At 68.9% G+C, this 16,201-nt stretch carries 17 protein-coding genes and 1 pseudogene; 11 read left to right on the top strand and 7 right to left on the bottom strand.

The window, feature by feature from the left end; genetic code table 11:
* Positions 1-57: 57 nt before the first annotated feature.
* The 4 genes from E1182_RS11305 (at position 58) to E1182_RS11290 (ending at position 5,024) form a co-directional block, all read left to right on the top strand.
* The gene (locus E1182_RS11305) at positions 58-975 is read left to right on the top strand and encodes a carbohydrate ABC transporter permease (protein ID WP_132263835.1); all 918 of its coding nucleotides are present in this window, start codon (positions 58-60) and stop codon (positions 973-975) included.
* Positions 976-980: 5 nt separating this feature from the next.
* A complete protein-coding gene (locus tag E1182_RS11300; protein ID WP_243706167.1) occupies positions 981-1,898 on the top strand; it encodes a carbohydrate ABC transporter permease in 918 nt (305 codons plus the stop codon).
* 2 nt (positions 1,899-1,900) lie between these two features.
* Positions 1,901-3,838, top strand: coding sequence for a glycoside hydrolase family 127 protein (locus E1182_RS11295; protein WP_132263832.1), 1,938 nt, complete (start codon positions 1,901-1,903; stop codon positions 3,836-3,838).
* Between the two features lie 157 nt (positions 3,839-3,995).
* Positions 3,996-5,024 (top strand): LacI family DNA-binding transcriptional regulator, encoded by a 1,029-nt coding sequence (locus E1182_RS11290; protein WP_132263830.1) that lies wholly within the window; start codon positions 3,996-3,998, stop codon positions 5,022-5,024.
* Positions 5,025-5,084: 60 nt separating this feature from the next.
* Here the strand turns inward: E1182_RS11290 and E1182_RS32175 are convergent, their stop codons facing one another.
* Positions 5,085-5,699 carry a transposase family protein gene (locus tag E1182_RS32175; RefSeq protein ID WP_165942584.1) on the bottom strand — a complete coding sequence of 205 codons (615 nt, stop codon included), beginning with the start codon at positions 5,697-5,699 and terminating at the stop codon, positions 5,085-5,087.
* 76 nt (positions 5,700-5,775) lie between these two features.
* On the opposite strand from E1182_RS32175, the gene E1182_RS11280 reads away from it, so the two are divergent.
* From E1182_RS11280 to E1182_RS11265, 4 genes are all read left to right on the top strand, one after another.
* On the top strand, positions 5,776-6,555 hold the full coding sequence (locus E1182_RS11280) for a transposase family protein (protein ID WP_132263825.1): 780 nt from the start codon (positions 5,776-5,778) through the stop codon (positions 6,553-6,555).
* Between the two features lie 94 nt (positions 6,556-6,649).
* The gene (locus E1182_RS11275; protein WP_165942583.1) at positions 6,650-7,144 is read left to right on the top strand and encodes a PIN domain-containing protein; all 495 of its coding nucleotides are present in this window, start codon (positions 6,650-6,652) and stop codon (positions 7,142-7,144) included.
* A gap of 688 nt (positions 7,145-7,832) precedes the next feature.
* Positions 7,833-8,129 carry a hypothetical protein gene (locus tag E1182_RS11270; RefSeq protein ID WP_132263820.1) on the top strand — a complete coding sequence of 99 codons (297 nt, stop codon included), beginning with the start codon at positions 7,833-7,835 and terminating at the stop codon, positions 8,127-8,129.
* 7 nt (positions 8,130-8,136) lie between these two features.
* Positions 8,137-8,454: a hypothetical protein gene (locus tag E1182_RS11265; protein WP_132263818.1), complete on the top strand. Its 318-nt coding sequence runs from the start codon at positions 8,137-8,139 to the stop codon at positions 8,452-8,454.
* 520 nt (positions 8,455-8,974) lie between these two features.
* Here E1182_RS11265 and nadC read toward each other — a convergent pair.
* Both nadC and E1182_RS11250 read right to left on the bottom strand, forming a co-directional pair.
* A complete protein-coding gene (gene nadC / locus E1182_RS11255) occupies positions 8,975-9,862 on the bottom strand; it encodes a carboxylating nicotinate-nucleotide diphosphorylase (RefSeq protein WP_132263816.1) in 888 nt (295 codons plus the stop codon).
* Between the two features lie 66 nt (positions 9,863-9,928).
* Positions 9,929-10,321: a helix-turn-helix domain-containing protein gene (locus tag E1182_RS11250; RefSeq protein ID WP_132263814.1), complete on the bottom strand. Its 393-nt coding sequence runs from the start codon at positions 10,319-10,321 to the stop codon at positions 9,929-9,931.
* A gap of 101 nt (positions 10,322-10,422) precedes the next feature.
* On the opposite strand from E1182_RS11250, the gene E1182_RS11245 reads away from it, so the two are divergent.
* Positions 10,423-10,719 (top strand): DUF1330 domain-containing protein, encoded by a 297-nt coding sequence (locus E1182_RS11245; RefSeq protein WP_132263812.1) that lies wholly within the window; start codon positions 10,423-10,425, stop codon positions 10,717-10,719.
* 208 nt (positions 10,720-10,927) lie between these two features.
* Here E1182_RS11245 and E1182_RS11240 read toward each other — a convergent pair whose 3' ends face one another.
* On the bottom strand, positions 10,928-11,143 hold the full coding sequence (locus E1182_RS11240) for a hypothetical protein (protein WP_132263810.1): 216 nt from the start codon (positions 11,141-11,143) through the stop codon (positions 10,928-10,930).
* Positions 11,144-11,251: 108 nt separating this feature from the next.
* On the opposite strand from E1182_RS11240, the gene E1182_RS11235 reads away from it, so the two are divergent.
* Positions 11,252-11,926, top strand: coding sequence for a helix-turn-helix domain-containing protein (locus tag E1182_RS11235; RefSeq protein ID WP_132263807.1), 675 nt, complete (start codon positions 11,252-11,254; stop codon positions 11,924-11,926).
* 183 nt (positions 11,927-12,109) lie between these two features.
* Entirely contained in the window at positions 12,110-12,700 is a 591-nt protein-coding gene (locus E1182_RS32170) for a recombinase family protein (protein WP_371687535.1), read from the top strand.
* Positions 12,701-12,921: 221 nt separating this feature from the next.
* Here the strand turns inward: E1182_RS32170 and E1182_RS32165 are convergent.
* The 3 genes and pseudogenes from E1182_RS32165 to E1182_RS11220 form a co-directional block, all read right to left on the bottom strand.
* A pseudogene (locus E1182_RS32165) lies at positions 12,922-13,413 on the bottom strand (ATP-binding protein); the annotation flags it as partial.
* Positions 13,414-13,669: 256 nt separating this feature from the next.
* Entirely contained in the window at positions 13,670-15,703 is a 2,034-nt protein-coding gene (locus E1182_RS11225; RefSeq protein ID WP_132263805.1) for a Mu transposase C-terminal domain-containing protein, read from the bottom strand.
* A partial coding sequence (locus E1182_RS11220) for a TnsA-like heteromeric transposase endonuclease subunit (RefSeq protein WP_132263802.1) occupies positions 15,703-16,201 on the bottom strand: 499 nt, incomplete at its 5' end. The genes E1182_RS11225 and E1182_RS11220, both read right to left, overlap by 1 nt.

Below are 16,201 nucleotides of genomic sequence, written 5' to 3'. Positions count from 1 at the left end.
GGCGGGACACGACCCGGATGCGTCGACCGCCCACCCCGCCGAGTACGAGAGGTTCCCATGAGAGTCACGACGCCGTCTCGCTCGCCCAGTGCGGCGATCCGTGGCCGCGTCCGTCCCGGTGGCCGCCAGGGCCTGCTCGGCTGGCTCTACGCGGCACCGACCGCGGTGTTCGTCGTGGCGCTGTTCGCTGTGCCGCTGCTGCTCGTCATCAGGATGGCGGTGTCGAGGTGGCCGCTGCTGACCGGCGACCAGGGAGTCAATGCCCCGGACAACTTCGTGAAGGCGATCAACCACCGCTTCTTCGCCGACTCGGTGGTGTTCACCGTCAAGTACACCCTTCTCGCGACCGTGCTGCTGCTGGCTCTCGGGTTGGGACTGGCCCTGCTAATCCAGGAGTCGGGACGCTGGAACAACCTGCTGCGTGCGTCGTTCCTGATTCCCAGCGCCCTCGGGCTGGCTTCGGCGTCCCTGTTGTTCTATGTGCTCTATTCACCGTACGCGAGCCCGCTGGCACCCGTGATGGATGCCCTGGGCTTCACCTTCCTCGGTTCACCGAACGCGGCACTCTTCTCCACGACCTTCCTCATCGTGTGGCGCTACGCCGGCTTCTACATGGTGCTCATGCTCGTCGGCCTGCAGGGCATACCGGCGGATGTGTTCGAGGCCGCCCGTTCGGACGGTGCCAGCCGATGGCAGATCTTCCGGATGGTCACCCTGCCGCTGCTACGCCCGACGCTGGCACTGACGACCGTGCTCTGCGTGACCGGCTCGCTGCTCGCCTTCGAGCAGTTCTACATCCTCACCAAGGGCGGCCCGGACAATAGCACGATCACCATTGTCCAGCTCATCTACATGGTGGCGTTCCAAGGGCAGAACGACCTCGGTGTCGCGGCGGCGCTCTCCCTCATCGTGCTGGTGGCCCTGATCTTCGTCAATGCGCTGCAGCTGCGTGCCTTCCGGTCCGAGGAGAGTTGACGCCGATGGCCGTTGTTTCCCGTTCCAGCTCGACCGCTGCCGGCCGACCACCGCGGTGCCGCGTCGCCGAGGCGGCCGTGCCCCGCCGATCGAACGGCGTCACCATCGCCGGTGTCGCCCTGCGCACGCCGTACTGGGTATTCACCGGAGCCCTGGGACTCATCTTCCTGGCTCCGCTCATCTGGACGGCGGTAGCCTCGGTCGCCCCGCAAGCCGGCACGAACCAGGTGGAGGGCTGGGGGTTCGGCAACTACCAGACGTTGGCTCACTATCAGGCCGGCATCTGGCGCTACCTCGCGAACTCGGCGTTCGTCTCTTTGCTCACGGTCGCCCTGACGCTGCTGGTCTCCCTCTTCGGCGGTTACGCGTTCGCGCGGTTCCGCTTTCCCGGCAAGAACCTGCTGTTCCTGGTCACGCTTGCCATCCTGATGGTTCCTTACGCGACGTTGCTGATCCCGCTCTACGTGCTGCTCAATCAGGTAGGGCTGCAGAACTCCCTGGTTGGCGTGGCCCTCGTGCTCACGATGTTCCAGTTGCCGTTCTCCACCTTTCTGATGCGCATCTCCTTCGAGGCGGTGCCGCGCGAGCTCGATGAGGCAGCGCTGGTCGACGGGTGCTCGTCGTTCAGCGCACTGTGGCGAGTGTTGCTGCCTGCGGTGAAGCCGGGTCTGATCACCGTCGGCCTGTTCGCGTTCCTCGCCGCCTGGAACGACTTCGTGGCGCCGCTGATCCTCATCAACGACAGCGAACGCATGACCCTTCCGCTCGCGGTGTCCAATCTGCGCGGTCAGGTCCAGGGTGTCGTCGACTACGGGGCGACCGAAGCGGGCGTCGTCGTTCTCGCCCTGCCGTGCATCGTTCTGTTCCTGATGCTTCAACGACACTACGTGCGCGGCTTCATGTCCGGCGCGCTGAAGGGGTGAGCATGAGCGGCACCGCACCGATCGCCGCACCTGTCCTGCCGATCCGCGGCCGGTATCGACCATTGGGGTTGACCGGATTCCGGCTCTCCGGCGGTTTCTGGGCAGAGCGGCAGTCGATCAACAGCGCCGCCACCCTCGAGCACATCGGGCACTGGCTCGAACGGGAAGGCTGGATCCGGAACTTCGACCTTGTTGTGCGGGGTGAACCTTCCCGGCAGCGCCGCGGGCGCGAGTTCTCCGATTCGGAAGTCTACAAGTTCCTCGAAGCCTTGGCGTGGGAGATCGGCCGGACCGGCGATGCCGGTCTTGAGTCCAGGTTCCGGGCCATAGTGCTGCGGGTGGCCGGGGCGCAGGAGCCCGACGGTTATCTCAACACCAGGTTCGGCCGGTCAGGGCAGGCACCGCGGTGGTCTGACCTGGAGTGGGGCCACGAGCTCTACTGCGTCGGTCATCTTCTGCAGGCGGCGGTCGCCCGCATCCGGACCCGGCCGGACGCGGACGACGGGCTTCGCGAGGTCGCCCGCCGTGCCGCCGACAACGTGTGCGAGACATTCGGGCCCGACGGCATCGACAGCATCTGCGGGCATCCGTTGATCGAGACAGCTCTGGTGGAGTTCGCCCGGGCCACCGGTGATGACCGCTACCTGGCCCAGGCTGCTCGCTTCGTCGACCGGCGGGGCCACGGCCGGCTCAGTGATGTGGAGTTCGGCCGGGAGTACTTCCAGGACGACCTGCCCGTCCGGGAGGCGACCGTTCTGCGTGGGCACGCGGTAAGGGCAAACTACCTCGCCGCCGGCGCCGTTGACGTCGCCGTCGAGCTGAAGGACGTCATCCTGCTGGACGCGGTCCGCGCCCAGTGGGAGAACACGGTGGCGCGGCGCACGTACGTCACCGGGGGACAGGGCTCCCGCCACCAGGACGAAGCGTTTGGCGAGGACTGGATGCTGCCCTCCGACCGCGCCTACTCCGAGACCTGCGCCGGGGTCGGCTCGGTGATGCTCGCGTGGCGGCTACTGCTCGCCGACGGCGATTCCCGGTACGCCGATCTCATCGACAGGACGCTGCTGAACGTGGTGTCGACCTCGCCGTCGGCCGACGGGCGGAGCTTCTTCTACACCAACACCCTGCACCGTCGTGAGCTCGGCACCCCCACCGACGTCGACCGGCCGAGCCTTCGCGCGGCGGCGTCGATGCGGGCTCCCTGGTTCGAGGTTTCCTGCTGTCCGACCAACGTTGCCCGCAGCCTGGCCAGCTTGACGGCGTATGTCGCCACGTCCGACGACGAGGGCCTCCAGCTTCACCAGTACATGCCTGGCACCGTCGAGCATCGCCGGGCCGACGGGCGGTACCTGTGCCTCACCATTGCCACCGATTACCCCCATGGCGGGGAGGTCCGGGTGCGGATCGACAGTGACCACGACGACCCCTGGTCGCTGTCGTTGCGGGTGCCGGGCTGGGCGGGCCAGGGTGGCACGGTGACCGTCGACGGGGCGACCCGGCCGGTCGGCCCGGGCATGGTCACCGAGCGGCGGAGGTGGCGGCGAGGCGACGAGGTCCTGCTGGCTCTGCCGGTGGCACCTCGGTTCACCTACCCGGATCCTCGCATCGACGCGATCCGTGGCTGTGTCGCCGTGGAGCACGGTCCGCTCGTGCTCGCTCTGGAGTCCGTGGACGTCCCGGGTGTCGAGAACGTCGACGAGCTTCGCGTCGACACCAGCCAGCCGCCCAGGGTGGTCGACGGCAGGGTCACGGTGAGCTGCCGGCGGGTACGGCTGCGGGATCACGAATGGCCCTACCACACCGACGCTGCCGGGTCGGCGGGGGTGGTCGGCGAGGAAATCTACACGGTGCCGCTGGTGGAGTACCGCGCCTGGGCCAATCGCGGGCCGTCGACGATGCGCGTCTGGATCCCGGTGAGCGCTCCGCACGAGACGGGCTGAAGGTGCGACGGGGCCGTAACCATGCCGGAACACCGCTGAAAACATTTTAGGATGTGTTTCCACCAAGGGCTGACTGTTTTGAGGGCTGCCCGGCTCCGCGGTCAGCAGCTCATCGACGAGCACCCTGCCTGTGACGGTCGCTGGGAGGAAGCATCGCATGACCACCGAGTCCGCGGTCCCCGCCAACCGCCCGCCCAGGCTCACCGATGTGGCCAGGCTCGCCGGAGTGTCGGTTGCCACCGCGTCCAAGGCCATCAACGGGCGAGGCGAGGTGAGGGCGGCCACCAGGGTTCGGGTGCTGGAGGCGGCGGAGTTGCTGTCCTTCGCGCCGAACGCCCTGGCCCGCGGACTGCTCAGTGGCCGGACTGGGACGGTCGGCCTGTTGACAAGCGACCTGGAGGGGCGCTTCTCGATTCCCATCCTCATGGGCGCGGAGGACGCCTTCGGGGCGGGTCAGGTCTCGGTCTTCCTGTGCGATGCGCGCGGTGACGCGATCCGGGAGAAGCACCACGTACAGGCGCTGCTGTCCCGGCGGGTGGACGGCCTGATAGTCGTCGGCTCCCGCACCGACCCCCGCCCGCCACTGGCCGGCAACATCCCCGTACCGGTCGTCTATGTCTACGCCCCGTCCGCGGATCCGGCCGATATCTCGATCACGGTCGACAACGTGGGCGGTGGACGGCTTGCCATCGAACATCTGCTGGCGTGTGGCCGGCGCAGCATCGCCCACATCACCGGTGAGGCCGGGTTCCAGGCGGCCCGGGACCGTGCCGCCGGCGCGGCGGCGACGCTCGCCGCCGCGGGCCTGAGCATGGTCGGCGACCGGCCGTACTTCGGGTCGTGGGACGAGTCCTGGGGGCGGGCCGCAGCACGGATGGTCGTCGAGCAACATCCCGAGGTCGACGGCATCTTCTGCGGCAGCGACCAGATTGCCCGCGGCGTGCTGGAGACGCTGCGCGACGTCGGACGTGACGTGCCCCGCGCGATCTCGGTGATCGGCTTCGACAACTGGGAGGCGATTGCCGCCCACGCTCGTCCGCGCGTGACCAGCATCGACATGAACCTGAAACACCTCGGCGCGGTGGCCGGCCAACGGCTTTTCGCGGCTATCGATGGTGCCGTTCCCAGCTCGGAGGAGTTCCCCGGTCGCGTCGTGATTCGCGAGTCGACCCTGCCCATCGGCTAACGACCTCGTGCATGGTTGTGGATGGCGTAGGAGGTGCTCCGGGCTTGGCCGGGGGTTACATCACCGGGCCGGCGGTGAGGGCGGCGATGGGCCTACCGCGGTCGGTGTGTTGAGGGTCGGACAGTAGGCCGGCGACGGCGCGGATCGTGGCGTCGTGATCTCGCGGCGGCCGTGATGGCGGGCGAGGCTGCGCCAGTTCTTCAGGTGGGCGATGCCGTGTTCGACGCGGACTCGGCGCTGGGCGTGTTCGCGGCGTTGGGCCTGGCGCAGTTCGGCGATGCCGGGCATGCGCTCGAGGGCCTTCTTGTGGTGGCGCAGGGTGGGGGTGATCACCTGTCCTCGGGTTTGGGCGCCGAGGCCTTGGTAGCCGGCGTCGGTGAGGATCTGCACCCCGTTGGTGTGGTTCAGCCAGTCCACGAGGCCGGCCTGGTGGGCCTGGGTGATGTCGGCGGTGCTGCCGCGCACGGTGGCGCCGCAGAACAGCAGCCGCCCCTGGACGTCGGTGATGACGAGAGCCTTGACGGCGTTGGTGCGCGACTTGCCGGAGATGAACTGTCCCTGTCCGGCCCGCTTCGCTGTCGGCCGGCGGACGCGGATCTCGGTGGCGTCCATCAACGCCGGCGCCCGCACGTGGTCGAGGTGGGCGATCACGTCGGCCAGGGTCTGCAGCCGCACGCCGCCCTGCACTCTGCAGCCGCGGGCAGGGGACGTCTCGTAACTCGGTAGATGGTCCATGGTGGATCATGTTTGTGTGCAGGTGATCACGGCGTCCCGCTCGGAGTGGATCTTCCCGTTCGCCGGGCTGCAACCCGCCCAGTTCCGTAGGCTGGTCTGTCTGGTCGCCGAGCGTGGCGGGGACGCGATCGCCGATGGCCGGCCGGGCCGGCAGTGGTCTCTCGACCTCGCCGATCGGGTGTTGCTGGTCGCCGCGTACTGGCGCACGAACCTGACCATGCGCCAGATCGGCCCGCTGTTCGGGGTGTCGCACTCCGCCGCGCACCGGGTCATCGACACCCTCGGCCCACTGCTCGGGCTGGCCCCGGTACGCCGACGGCGGGTCGACCAGATCACCATCGTCGACGGCACCCTCATCCCGACCCGGGACCACCGGCTGGCCGCCCCGAGCAAGAACTACCGCTACAGCACGAACCTGCAGGTCGCCATCGACGCCCACACCCGCCTCGTCGTGGGCCTCGGCGACCCGCAACCCGGCAACCGCAACGACACCATCGTCTACCGCACCTCGGGCATCGACCAGAAACTCGCCGGCCGGCCCGTCATGGCCGACGGCGCCTACCGCGGCAACCCCGACGTCATCATCCCGTACCGCAAACCCACCGACGGCAGCGAACTACCCGACTGGAAGACCGACCTCAACAAGCAACACCGCACCGTCCGAGCGCAGGTCGAACACGCCCTGGCCCGCATGAAAACCTTCAAGATCCTGCGCGGCTACCGCCGCGCCGCCCACACATTGACCGACACCGCATCCGGCATCTCCCACCTCCACAACATCATCCTCACCGGATGACACCAACACCGTTGACCAGCAACGCCTTCACCCAGTTACGAGACATCCTTTCGGTTCGGCGTCCGCGCACCGGGTGCGGGTCGACCGGCTGGTCGTGCTTGACACCAACGTCTACCTGCACCATCCGCAGAAGCTGGAGGAGATTGATCTGGCACCTGCTCTCGGTACCCGCCACGACCCGATCTGCCTGCTGGTTCCGATGATCGTGGTGGACGAGCTCGACAAACTGAAGCAGCACAGCAAGGTCCACAACCGGTGGCGAGCGACCTACACAACGGCGGTCCTCGACCGGGTGGTGTGCATGCCTGACGGCGGCGGGATGCTCCGTCCCGGCGACTTCACGCGGCTAATCAGCGATGGGGTGGCCCGGGGGGAGGTCCGCGTCCAGATCATCTTTGACCCACCCGGGCACGTGCGGCATGACATCCCCGACGAGGAAATCATCGATCGAGCGTTGTCCGCCGAGCTACTCGCCGGGCGGCCGGTGACCATGGTCACCTACGACACCGGGATGGCGATGCGCGCCAAGGCGGCCGGACTGCAGGTCGTCAAGCTGGAGCACCAACTGGGCGACGAACCGAAGCAGTGATCGCCGCTGGCGATCATCGCGGCTGTCCACCGGGCGCGTGCCAACTGCCCGATCGTGTTGCCGGCGTCCGGCGCGCTGCGCTCGATGCCGTGGAATATATGAACCGATTTCAACGCCTGGTGGGAGTCCCTGGTCGAAGGTGACCGTGACCTGTTCATCCAGCACGTTGACACTGCGCCGCTGCCGGCTGAGTGGTGGAGCGAGTCACAAGCTCGGACTAACTCATCGCCGGGGCTCGGTGGGTGGGGTGGAGTTTGACGACGGGTACGCCTTCCGCTGGCCATCACGGATGTAGGAGTTCTTGGCCGAGAAGGTCAAGCAGTCGGCCTGATCTCGGACGAGCGCCGCCGGCCACCTGGTCAGGGTGTCCGCCGCAGTCGGCTCGACGGAGTACCAGACGCCTTCGATGACCGTACAGGCCCCGCTCCCAAGGGGTACGGCACGTGCACGTCGCCGTGCTCAATCTGGCGCCTGGTCGTGCTCGACGTGCCGGTGAACCTGCGCGCGATCGACCCGATCGGCACCAGCCAGGTCTGGGCAGCCCTCACGCCCACGCAGGGGTAGAGGGAGTCCGGATCGCGCGGCGCTAACGCCGACTCGCCCAGCTCGACACCGACGACTACCGGCCGTTGCGGCTCTCACGATCGCGCACACTCGCGTGATGGTCCGATGCCATAGGGTTACCGGCATGGTCAATGTGGACGACGAACTGGACCACCAGGGCATGGCGATCGAGCTGATCGACGCCTTTGCCGAACGCGACGCGGCAGGCCTGGCCGCGCTCGACGCCGCTGGCCGGGCAGCGCAGCTCCAGGCCCGGCAGGCGCTGTACGACTACGTCGACCGGATCTGGGAGGACGCCAAGGCCCGCGGCCTGAACCCGGCGGTCCGGCCGGACTGGAACGTCGTGGCCGGGCTGCGGGACCTGACCAACGCGCTGGTCGAGCAGGCCGGGCAGGCGCGAGCCGACGCCGGCGAGGACTGAGCAACCGATGACCGACACCAACTCGCGTGATGCCGAGATTCGGGACCTGGTCGCCAGCACGGCGATGCTCGGCCGGGTGTCCGGGCGTGAGCCGTGGCGCGAGCTGCTCCTGCGGTTGACCGGAGGCCGGTGGCCGCGCCGGGCCGGCTGGCCGGTCGTGCCCCGGCTGGCCACGCCGTGGCAGGACACCGTCTCGAACGAGCGGATCGGCTGGCGGATGCGCGCGGCGAACCTACGCGGCCACGACCCCGATGACGCGTCCGTACGGGACGAGTTCGTGTTCGAGGTCGACTACCAGATATGTCATCGGTGCCGGATCGGCTGAGTCGAGCAGCCGCACACCCTGCCGGCCTACCGCCGCCGCGGCCTAGCCGCCGCCGGTCTCGCGGCGCTGCGCAGGGAAAACCCCGGCTACGTCTGGCACACGCTGGGCGGGCACATTGACGGCTCGTCGGCGTTCTGGGACACCATCGGCGCCGACGTCCCGGGCGGCTATCGGCCCCGCCGGGTGTGCGAGCACGTCACCGCCGGTGGCTGAACGCCCAGGACGTCAGAACGGCCAGTCCGACTGCCCAAAAACAACTCCAGGCATCATGATCGACGGCGTCCTTCCGACGGTCTGACCCGAAAAACAACTCCAGCCCTGGTCAAAGACGGGATGACGATCCCGGGCTGAAGAACCGGAGCGAGTACGAGGGACGGCTGCGCTCAACTCCGGTGGCACGCATGAAGACGGCGTGCGAAGTGTCCAGTTCCCCGGGAATGCGGCATCGCTCCTCGTCGGTGAACGACGCCAGCGGTCGGGCTGCCGCCCCGGCCCTGCCGTTGACACGCGTCGATGACCACTACCTCGGGCATGGCACCGGGTCGGTCGTCAGCAGCATCGTCAGGTCCAGCGCGGGCGCGCTGTGCGTCAACGCGCCGACCGAGATGAGGTCGACTCCCGTCTCGGCGATGGCGCGGACGCTGTCCAGACGGACGGTGCCCGAGGCCTCCAGCATGATCAGGGAGGCGTCGGCACGCTCGGCCCGGATTTTCACGACCATTTCGATGTCGGCCACTGGCATGTTGTCGAGCATGATCCAGCGGGCCCCGGCATCGAGGGCCTCAACGGCCTGCGCCACGGTCTGCACCTCGACATCGGTCTCCACCTTCTGCCCGGTGCGCGCCATCCCGCGCCGGACCGCGTCGATCGCGGTGGTGACGCCGCCTGCCGCGGCGATGTGGTTCTCCTTGAGCAGCACCATCGCCGCGAGGTTGAGCCGGTGGTTGCGGCCGCCGCCGACGCTCACCGCGTACTTGTCCAGGGCGCGCAGGCCCGGCGCCGTCTTGCGGGTGTCCAGAATGCGCGCCTCGGTTCCGGCCACGGCCTGGACGTAGCGGTCGGTGAGCGTCGCGATGCCGCACATGCGTTGCAGGAAGTTCAGCGCCGTTCGCTCCCCGGTGATCAGGCTGCGCGCCGAGCCGGACAGGCGCACCAGGACATCGTCGCCGGTCAGCCGGGTGCCGTCGGGGACGAGCGCTTCCACTGTGACCTCGGGGTCGACCTGGGCAAAGACCTCGGCGACCACGGGGAGACCGCCGGCTATGCCGCATTGCCGGGCGCGGATCTCGGCCACGGCCGCCAGGCCTTCGGGAACGCTCCACGCGGTGGTGATGTCCTGGCCCGACTCATCCTCGGCCAGGGCAGCGGCGACGGCGGTTCGCGCCGCCTGTGAGGGGAACTCTGTCATGCTCCGTGGTCTCCAGTCCTGTGGTTACGAGCCGAAAATTTGAGGTGTCTCGCGCGCGAACCGCTGTCAGAACCGGTTGCGCTGGCTGTCGCCGGCATCCTCGGCGGCAGTGGGCGGGGCGTCGGCAAGCTCGGCAGCCCACCGCAGCGACCACTCGATGACCGGACCGAGGGCCTCGCGGGCGTCGTGGCCGAGCGGGGTGAGGGTGTAGCTGCCGTCGCGCAGCACCTCGGCGAGCCGAGCCTCTTGGAGCTCTGTGAGCCGTTGCCGCAGGACGCTTGACGACATGCCGTCGCAGCGCCGCTGCAGCAGCCGGAAACCGAGCGGCTCGTTCCCCAGCTCCCAGATGATGCGCAGAGCCCAGCGGCGCCCGAACAGGTCCAGTGCCGCCATCAACGATCGGCCCGTGGTGGAACCGCGGACCGGCCGGCCCGGCATGGGCGTCGGCGACGCGTTCATGACTCTCCGTCAACTTTGCGCTTCGGATTCCGAAGCGGCAGTATCGCACATCGCGGCGGTGCTTCGGAATCCGAAGCACTCATCCCAACACTGGAGGTTCCATGCCCAAGGGCTACTGGGTCAGCGTCTACCCCACCATCGATGACCCCGCGAAGCTTGATGTCTACAACGAACTGGCAGGTCTAGCTGTCGCGGCCGCGGGCGGGCGGGTGCTTGCCAGCATCGGCAGCCGGGTCGACGCACACGAAGCCGGAATCGCCGAGCGCGTCGTCCTGATCGAGTTCGACAGCTTCGAACAGGCGGTCGCCGCACGCGCGAGCGCGGCCTACCAGGAGGCGCTGGCCGAACTCCCCGACGGCTTCGAACGCGACTTCCGCATCGTCGAAGGCCTCGACTGACCGAGGTCCAGTCGGATCTTCACTGAAGCTTCAATGGGTCGAGGCCCGGAGCGGTTGACGCTCCGGGCCTCGTACGTCCTCTCCGACGCGATTACTCCGCGGTGATGCCGCAGAGCCGGTACCACGGAGCGCGTTGCCGCTCGTGCCGCCGACCGGTCGACCCGCGTTGCCATGGTCGCGTCCCGGACTGGCGCGGGTTGAGTGCGGGTCACCGGGCACCGCCGCCATCGTCGATGATCTGGTTGAACAATGCGATCGCTCCGCCGGCCGCCGCGCCGCCGGCGAGCAGGGCGCTCGCCCAGCCACCGCCAGACGCGACGGTCAGTCCGCCGGCCGTACCGCCGACCAGCAGGCTCAGCGCCAGGACGAGGCTCGCCCGCACGGTGAGCAGGTACGGGCGCTCGGCGTTCCGTGACTCCTTCACCACGTTCGACTCCAATTCGGATTCGTCTTTGACTCCACAGCACCGTACACTACGCTTGGAAGTCAAGTACGACTCTATTTCGGAGTCGCTGGAAGATGGGAGCCGTGTGTGGCGACGCTGGATAGGTCTGTCGGGCAATACTTCGCGATCAACCTGCGCAAGACCCGTGAAGAGAAGGGCCTGTCTCAGGCCGAGCTAGCGCAGAGAATCAAGGATCTCGGTCAGTCCTGCACCCAGGCGACGATCTGGAAGCTTGAGCAGGGCCACCGCGAGCCCAAGCTCACCGAGGCCGTGGCCATCGGCGCCGCGCTCGACCTGTGGAGCTGGACGGAGCTGACCTCCAAGCCCGCCACGTTTAACGTCGCGACAGCATTGGACTACTGGCGGCGTCGAGCGTTCGAGTTGGCCGAGCAGACCCGGGCCGCCGCCGCCGCGCAGATGGACGCACTGATTCAGCTCGCGTTCGCCGTTCGCGCGGCCCAGGACGCCGGCCTGTCGGTCGAATGGGCGGAAGGTCGTGCCGGCGGTTGGCTGGAGTTGACACCTGAGGTGACGGTGCTGCGTGAGGTGTTGGTCGCCCGAGCTGCCGAACAGATGGAGGACGAAGAGAGAGATCGCCGGCGTGCCGAGGAGGAACGTCTCGTGGAGCAGATCATCAGTGCCCTCGAAAATTCGGGGGTGCCGCTGGTGATCAAGCCCGAGGACATCAGGTTCGTAGGACCTGATTCATCGCGTGACGAAGACGGGGTGCCGGTAACGAACGTGGCACCAGCTGCCAAATAGTTGATCTTGTAGTGGCCGCCGGCGGTTACGGAGAGGTGTTGTTGCTGGTGTCCCGTTTGGGGACCCTCCACCGGGCACTCGGCCCGGCATGAACCCGGCGGGCGAACGTGCTGGTCGAGTCGTCCCGTAAGACCCGCCCGTTGAGGTGCCCGATGAGCGGGGGCTGAACGGTACAGTCGCGCGGTGAGTGAACTGTTGATCGGATACGCCCGGGTGTCGACGGACGAGCAGGACCTAACGTCGCAATTGGACGCGCTGCAGGCGATGGGTGTGGGCGGAGACCGGATCTATGTCGACAAGGGGCTGACCGGTACCAACCGAGGCCGGCCGGGACTGCGGGAAGCCCTCGCGGCGTGCCGGGCCGGGGACACCTTGGTGGTGACGAAGCTGGACCGGCTGGCGCGGTCGGTGGCCGACGCGCACGCGATCGTGCAGGAGCTGACCCGCGCCGAGGTGAAGCTCAACCTGGGTGGCTCGGTGCACGATCCGACTGACCCGGTGGGCAAGTTGCTGTTCACGGCGTTGGCGATGGTGGCCGAGTTCGAGGCGGATCTGGCGCGAATGCGGACCCGCGAGGGAATGAAGGTGGCCAAGGCCAAGGGCCGGCTTCGCGGCAAGCAGCCCAAGCTGAACCCCCGGCAGGAGGCCCACCTGGTTGCCTTGCATGCCGCTGGCGAGCACACCGGCGCGGAGCTGGCGGAGCTGTTCGGCGTCGCTCGCTCGACGGTGTATCGGGCGGTCGAGCGAGCCACCGCGGCCAACCCGGGCCGGTAAGCCTGCGTCAGGGCGATCATGCCCGCGGTGCGCCGGTGCAGATACTCGTCGAGCGCGGTGAGCGTCCCGGGCTGGTGAGCGCGCAGCGGCAGGGTGCTTTCCAGGCTGGCGACCAAGGCGTGCCAGGCGGTGCGCTGTTCGGCGGTGCCGTAGGCGAACGCGGTGGTGGGGATGGTGGTGAAGCGGCTGGCGATCTGCTGGCCGCGGGGCCCGGCGAACAGCCCGACGCGTTCGACGTTGACGCCGGCGTAGACGAACGTCGCGGGCAGCCGTTCGGCGAAGTATTTGAGCTGGTCGGACACCTCGGCTCCGGCGCGGGTGGCGAGGTTGAGGTTGTGCACCTCGTCGACTAGGACCAGTTCGACGCCGACGTGCGCGGCGGTGGCGCAGACGGCGTTGGTCACGTCGGTGATGTTGGCCCGGGCCGCCAGCGGCAGGCCGAAGAACCGGGCGAACTCGACGGCCAGCATTCGGGGTGTTGCCGCGGGAGGGACGGTGACGTAGACGACCGGCAGCCGGTGCGGTTCGTGCGGATGCCGCCGGCGCACCGCGACCTCGTGGGTGCGGCCCAGCGCGGTGATCGCGGTGGTCTTGCCGGTGCCCGGGACGCCGGTGACGATCAGCCCTCGGCGGGCGGACAGCTGCCGGCGGTTGAGCAGCACCAGACGTCGCGCAGTGGCCACGACCTCGGCAACGACCGGGGTGTTGACCATGACCAACTCGGACAGGTAGTCGATGCGCGCGTCGTCGTTATCCGTGTGACCGGGCCCGGGGACGTGGGGCGGCGGGCGACGAACCGGGCCCAGCCCTCCTTGGTGGTCAGCGGTTCATCGGCCAGAACCCGCTGATCGTGGTCGGGTTCGCGGAGGTGTTCCATGACGGCGGGGCCCCTGCCTCTCGGGTCGTAGGCGCGCTTGCGGCGGGGGTGACGCTGGGCGACCCGCGCCAGGTAGGCGGCTTTGTTACGGGTCACAGCCACCGCTCGGCGTCGGCGTCGACGTCGAACAGCCCGAACGGCACCACCGGCGACGCGTCGACGGTAGGCGCGGAGACGGGTAGGTCGATGATTTGCGCGTCGGGCAGCCTCGGGCGCTGCGCGGCTCTGGTGCGGGCGGCGACCCGGGCGGTGGTCTTGTCCGCTGGGCCGGTGCCGGCGCGGGTGAGTAGCTCGTCGAGGACCCGGGCGACTTCGGTCTCGTTGTCGTCTGGCAGGCCGCGTTCGGCGGCCATCTTGCGGGCATGTCGCCAGGTGAAGTTGGCGAACGGTGCACCGACCATCGGCAGGTGTGTCCAGGCCGCGGTGATCCAGCCGGCCGGGGTGCGGACGTAGACGTGCGACAGGTCGTAGGGGTCGTAGTGGACTTCCCAGCGGCCGCCCTGTTCGGCGACGGTGGAACGTTCGCCGTGGGGCAGGGCGACGTCGTCGTAGGTGCGGTGGTCGATGGTGATGCCGTACTCGTTGATGTGGCGCCAGCGCAGCGGCAGCAGCTCCAGGTAGTCCTGGCCGGACAGCGTCATCGGCAGGTAGCCGGACGCGGCGACCATCGCGGCGTAGGCGTCGTTGGGGCTGAACGCCCGCCCGGGCGCGTGGGGGTCACGCAGCCCGTCGTGAGGGCGGTGCTGCCATCCGGCGACGATCCACTCGTCGAGCAGGTCCTGCAGCTCGGCCATGCTCCAGAGCGGTTCGTCGGTGATCCGGTCGCCGCGGCGGGTGACGTTGTAGCCGGTGTAGCCGGCGACGTGCTGGCAGAACAGGGTGCCGATGGAGGAGAACTGCCGCTCGACGATCGGCTTGTCGGTCGGGGTGCCCTTGCGGGCCGGCTGGATCGAGACGCCCAGCCGGGCGCAGGCCCGGGTGAACACCTCGGAGACGAACACCCGGCCGTGGTCGATGACGATGGTCTCCGGGACGATGACCGGCTTGGCCGCCGCCGCCTCCAAGCGGGCGTCGATGTCGAGCAGGCGGGCGTGCGGCAGCCGGGACGAGGACATGCGCAGCGCGGCCGACCAGCCGGGCCGCATCGGCTCTGGAACCAGCGTGCGGGCCAGCAGAAGCGCCGCGTCGACACCCTTGGTGCCGGCCGGGCGCAGCACCGCTGCGGCGATCGTGCGGGTGGCGACGTCAACGACCATCGTCAGCTCCGGCCGGCCGGGGACGCCGGAGTCCAGTAGGACCATCACGTCCAGCGGGGTGGAGTCGATCTGCACCAGCTCGCCCGGGCGGGTGGCCAGGGTCGGGGTAAACGGTGCTGGCGGCCGGTTGGCCAGCGAGCGGCGGGTGGTCGCTGCGCCGAACGAGTGCCGGCCGCCGGCCAGCACGCCGATCAGCTCGTAGAACGCGCTGCGGCCCGGAACCGGCACCACTCCCGGTCCGTGCTCGGCGTCCAGGGCAGTTCTCACCCGGCGCATCAGTCGCCCGCGGGTGCCCGTCGAAGCGTGGGTCTGCGCGTCCAACTCGGCCAGGATCGCCGTCACCAGCCGCTCGTCGGCCCGGCCGACCAGGTCGCTGCCGCGGGTCACCCGCTGGTCGACCAGCCCCCACAGACCCTGCTCGGCGTAGCGCAGCCGCATCCGGGTCACGGTGCGCGCCGACGTCGGCTGCCCCGCAGCGGTCAGCTCGGCGGCCTTGGCCGCGTTGCGGTCCTTCACCGTGCTCGACGCCGGGTCGTAGCCCGCCCGCGGCGGAGCGGCATCCGAGGCGTCCGGCGCCCGTCCGGTGACGACCTCCACGATGTGCCGCTCCCAGCGGCGGGCCCGCTCGAGCACCTCGGCCGACAGGGTCTCCAACAGCCCGAACGGCTCCACCACCGGCACCGCCTGCTGGTCGTCGAGCAGCTCGAAGTCGGCCGCGGTGAGCAGGAACGCCAGCAGCACCACCTGCGCGGCCCCGCCTCGCGAGCGCAGCCGCACCGAGGTGCCGGCCAGCGCCACCACCTGATGCTCGTCGCCGCCGAAGCGCACCCATTCCCCGACGCGCAGCACCGGCAACCGCCTCGGGCCCATCAACACGCCCCGACCGCGGTCACCACAGTCATCTCGTGCAACCGAACATCAAGATCGCAGGTCAGCTCACCGCACCACAGCAGGTGGAACAGCACCGGCAGCACCGCGATCGGATTCCCGGCAGCAGCAAGTCCGTCCATCAACGGCGCGGGCTCGGCGAACACCTCACGCAGCCTCATCACCTGCCCGGGCAACCGGTAACGCGGATGCCGATAGCCGGCCAGCCAGCGCACGTTGCGCACCACCACCGGCTCCGGCGCGCCGACCAGCCGGTACTCCCATCCCACCAGCTCACACGCCCGACGGGTTTCCGCGAACGCCACGGCGTCGCGCGGCTTGATCCGCTCGACCGGCCGGCAGTCCACCACTAACGACCTTGTGCGCAGTAGTTGATGGGTTGAGTCTGCGTGTTTCACCAGGTCAGACCGGCCGACTTGTCGGAAACGAGGCTGGCGATGGCGGCGATGGTTTCGGGCAGCAACTCGCGGCGGCCGGTGA

The organism is Micromonospora sp. KC721 (genome assembly GCF_004348355.1).
Lineage (GTDB): Bacteria > Actinomycetota > Actinomycetes > Mycobacteriales > Micromonosporaceae > Micromonospora.
The sequence above is the reverse complement of the archived record's forward strand: the minus strand, read 5'-3'. Positions and strand labels throughout refer to the sequence as shown.